This window comes from uncultured Brachyspira sp., assembly GCF_949287625.1.
Lineage (GTDB): Bacteria > Spirochaetota > Brachyspiria > Brachyspirales > Brachyspiraceae > Brachyspira.
This window is the reverse complement of sequence record NZ_CASEGO010000158.1, coordinates 1-3,957: the sequence shown is the minus strand read 5'-3', so window position 1 is coordinate 3,957 and position 3,957 is coordinate 1. Positions and strand designations below refer to the sequence as shown.

Annotated in this window: 3 protein-coding genes and 2 pseudogenes; 3 read left to right on the top strand and 2 right to left on the bottom strand. The window is 25.7% G+C overall.

Going from position 1 to position 3,957, the window contains the following annotated elements; all coding sequences use genetic code 11:
- Positions 1-207 (bottom strand): annotated as a pseudogene (locus Q1X91_RS14945) (hypothetical protein); the annotation flags it as partial.
- Between the two features lie 434 nt (positions 208-641).
- Here Q1X91_RS14945 and Q1X91_RS14940 point away from each other — a divergent pair.
- On the top strand, positions 642-1,235 hold the full coding sequence (locus Q1X91_RS14940; RefSeq protein WP_300759299.1) for a hypothetical protein: 594 nt from the start codon (positions 642-644) through the stop codon (positions 1,233-1,235).
- Between the two features lie 506 nt (positions 1,236-1,741).
- A complete protein-coding gene (locus Q1X91_RS14935; protein ID WP_300759296.1) occupies positions 1,742-2,827 on the top strand; it encodes an NAD(P)-dependent alcohol dehydrogenase in 1,086 nt (361 codons plus the stop codon).
- A gap of 136 nt (positions 2,828-2,963) precedes the next feature.
- Here the strand turns inward: Q1X91_RS14935 and Q1X91_RS14930 are convergent, their stop codons facing one another.
- Positions 2,964-3,611 (bottom strand): DUF305 domain-containing protein, encoded by a 648-nt coding sequence (locus tag Q1X91_RS14930; protein WP_300759294.1) that lies wholly within the window; start codon positions 3,609-3,611, stop codon positions 2,964-2,966.
- A gap of 204 nt (positions 3,612-3,815) precedes the next feature.
- Here Q1X91_RS14930 and Q1X91_RS14925 point away from each other — a divergent pair.
- Positions 3,816-3,957 (top strand): annotated as a pseudogene (locus Q1X91_RS14925) (nicotinamide riboside transporter PnuC); the annotation flags it as partial.

The following is a 3,957-nucleotide window of genomic DNA, read 5'->3' as shown; positions in this document are numbered from 1 at the left end:
TTTTAAATTTTTATTTCTCTTCAAATTAAATGGCGTAAGTATTTCTAAAGAACGAAAAGTTTTCATATTAGCATTAATCATTATAGAATTAATAAAATCCAGAAGTATATTTTCGCTGCTTCCTTTATAAGTAAAAAGATATCTTATAAAATAATCGTTCAAAGGATTGAAATATTTTATTTGTTTTGTCATTAATTTATTTTTCATAAATATATTATAATTAAATAATGTATAAATGTCAAAGTATAATTTTATTTTCACTCCCGACATTTAAATTTTTTTAATACTTTATTATGAATGATTTTTTATTCTGGCTGTCCGCACAATCAGTTTTTGAATTTTATAATACGGTTAGCTTTATTCTTTTACATGATAAAAATTAAAATTATCAATTAAGCTATATTAAAAAAATCAATTCTGAGTGCATAGAATACATAAAATAATTTTATAGTTATTTTATATATTTTTTACAAAAATATATAATTTTTATTTTTTAGTAAAGATATATTACTATTTTCAATAAAACTTTTAAATTTACTAATATTATCCGTTTCATAAAAATTCATTTTTATGAAAATAAATTTGACTTCTAATATAAAAATGTTATATTTAAGACATATAAAAAATAAAGGAAATAAAAAATGAAAATAAAAATATTTTTAATTATAATGATAATTCTATTTGCGGCATCATGTACCAAAAATAACCCTGCTAATCCTCTTCAAAATACTGATAATGTAACAAAAAATAATGCTGATTCAGATAATACTTCTTCTAAGAATGATATAAGCAGCAGTGAAAATGTAACAGGAAATAACACTGATTCAGATAATACTTCTTCTAAGAATGATATAAGCAGCAGTGAAAATAAAACTTCAGAACCAAATTTTGAAGATGATGGTTATGTAGAATTTAGAGGAAAAGCAAAATTAATTGCTAAAAAATTGGATGGAACAGAACTTACAGAATTTGACCCTGAAAATGTGTATGTTGATATTAATGAAAAAGATAAAAGTGCTGTAGTGAATATACCAACTCCTTTTTATTTTAATAATATTAAGTTGGATAATTCTAAACATACATATTATTCAAGTGATTATAGAGGTGAATATACATTAACTATGAAAGTTGAAAATGATTCTATAACAGAGTTTCAGTTTATAATCTTTGATAAAAGTGAAAATATAAAATATTATTATGAAACTGACAGATTGTATAAACTTCAAAAAAATTAATTATATTAATTATTAACTGAGTAATTTAAAATAGGCTTTATATTTTAATTATACAGCCTATTTTTTTATATATTTTTTACATATACCAATATATGCACAGATGGCATAGATATTGAATTTAAGTATTCCTTAATTTTTTGAAGTAAAAAACGGTGTATCATAATTTTGCATCAGAATGTATGCGTTTATAGTTCCAAAAATTGTTATATACTGAAAATGTTTAAGTTTATTAATTCTTTTATTCAACTTTTTCCCGCCGTATATATACTCTGCGTACTTCGTAAAAGAACCTTATATCCTCGACAAGCTAGGATAGGCTTCTTGAAAGTGCAAGTATTAAAATTATTATTAAATCGTACTAATTATATTTTATATGTAGGATAAATTGTTGAATTTAAATTAGTTTTGAAATAAGTTTATTAAATAAAAAAAATAAAAATACATATTGACATTGGAGTGTACTTTAATGTTATAATACTTCCATATTTTTTAAGGAGTGATTTAATATGCTATTAGATAATAATTTAGAAGAAGCTAATTCTGGAAAAAGAATTAATGCAAAAGGATACGCAGTTCACAGCAAAACAGATACATTCAAACCGTTTGAGTTTTCAAGACATTCTATGGGTGATAATGATATACTTATAGAGATAATGTATGCTGGTATATGTCATAGCGATATACACTCAGCTAAAAGCGAATGGCATGAAGGTATATATCCTATGGTTCCAGGTCATGAGATTGCTGGTAAAGTTGCTGCTGTTGGTAAGAATGTTACTAAGTTTAAAATAGGTGATTATGCAGGAGTAGGATGTATGGTAAACTCATGCGGAGAATGTGAAGCCTGCAAAAAAAGTCATGAACAATTCTGTGAAAGAGGTCAAACTGTACTTACTTATGACTGTAAAGATCATTTTTATAATGATGAGCCTACTTACGGCGGATATTCAAACAATATAGTAGTAAGTGAAAAATTTGCTATTACTGTACCAAAAGATGCTCCGATGGAAAAAGTTGCTCCGCTTTTATGTGCTGGTATTACAACTTATTCGCCTTTAAAATTTTCAGGGGTTAAAAAAGGTGATATAGTAGGAGTTGCTGGTTTCGGCGGACTTGGTTCTATGGCGGTTAAATATGCTGTTAATATGGGAGCAGAAGTTTATGTATTTGCACGCAATGACAAAAAGAAAAAAGAAGCATTAGAAATGGGAGCTAAAGATTTATTTACTTCTGCAAAAGAAGTACAAGTACGTTTTGATTTGATAATATCAACTATACCTACAGGATATAATGTTAATGATTATGTTGATTTACTTAAATACGGCGGCGAGATGGCTATTGTAGGACTTCCTCCTGCTGAACTTAAACAAAGTATAGATTTGGCAAGATTAATATTTGCTGGAGGTAAAAAAGTTTACGGCTCTATGATAGGAGGAATTAAAGAAACTCAGGAGATGCTTGATTTTTCTCTTGAACATAAAATATATCCGGAAACTGAAATAATATCTGCAAACCAAATAGATGAAGCATACAATAAACTTACTACTGGACAGGCAAAGTTTAGATATGTAATAGATATGAAAACACTATAAAATTTTTGTTCATAAATATGTTTTAGGCAGCGGTATTTTATACTTCTGCCTTATTTTTTGATTATATCAGTAATGCATTAAAAAAAGAGACTCATTTTTATAAGCCTCTTTTTGAAAATGATAAAAATATTTAATATTACTTAAGCATATTATTCATATCTGCTATTTCCTTTTCCTGAGAAGCGATAATATTATTAGCAATCTCTTTTATTTTATCATCTTTAGTAAACTCTAAAATCTTTTTAGAAACATCAACAGCAGCCTGATGATGAGGTATCATACCTTTTAAAAAATCAATATCATTGTCTCCAGTAACTTCAATGGAAGACATATCCTTCATCATATTATTCATAATTGTTTCCATTTCGTTTCCTAAAGCCTGAGTATCTATATCTGTGTAGCTTGTATTTTTATTTTTTAATTCAGTAACTAAAGTTGTAAATTCCGAAACTTCTTTTTCTTGTTCTGCTATTATATTATTAGCCAAAGTTATTAAAGCCTCATTAGTTGTTGTTTCTAATAATTTTTTTGAAGAAAGAATAGCACCTTGATGGTGCGGTATCATGTTTACTAGAAAGTCAGCATCAATATTCTGAGTTTTTTCAAAAGGCTGTTCCATCATAGGATCATGCATCAAGTCTATAATTTCAGAGCTTTTTGTATTATGCATATTGTTCATAGAATGTGATGAATGATTATCTGTATTATTATCAGAAGTTTTTTGTCCGCATGATATTATAAAAGCAGACATTAAAACTATAAATATTGTTATAATTTTTTTCATTTTATATCCTTTAATTTTATTCAAATTTAATAACTATGGAATATAATCAAAGGTAAAATTATTAGATTTATTTCAAAAATTATTGACAAATAGTTTTTGAAAGTTTGTTATTTTACTATTAAAATGCATAATATTTAAAATTTAAAAAATTAATTTTGACAAATTACAGTTGTTTAGTTATAATATAATTATAAAAACACTGCAATGAAAAATTTTATAAAAAATGAACTTAAAAATTGGAAAGCTTTAGAAATATTATGGATCATAACAGCGAGTGCAATAATATTATCTCTTTCTCTATATTGGAAAGAAAATATTATAGGCATAGTATCATCAATAAGCGGTA

Excerpts from the sequence above, each read along its gene's own strand:
- Q1X91_RS14940 (WP_300759299.1), top strand. The coding sequence starts at position 642 with ATGAAAATAAAAATATTTTTAATTATAATGATAATTCTATTTGCGGCA.
- Q1X91_RS14935 (WP_300759296.1), top strand. The coding sequence starts at position 1,742 with ATGCTATTAGATAATAATTTAGAAGAAGCTAATTCTGGAAAAAGAATT.
- Q1X91_RS14930 (WP_300759294.1), bottom strand. The coding sequence starts at position 3,611 with ATGAAAAAAATTATAACAATATTTATAGTTTTAATGTCTGCTTTTATA.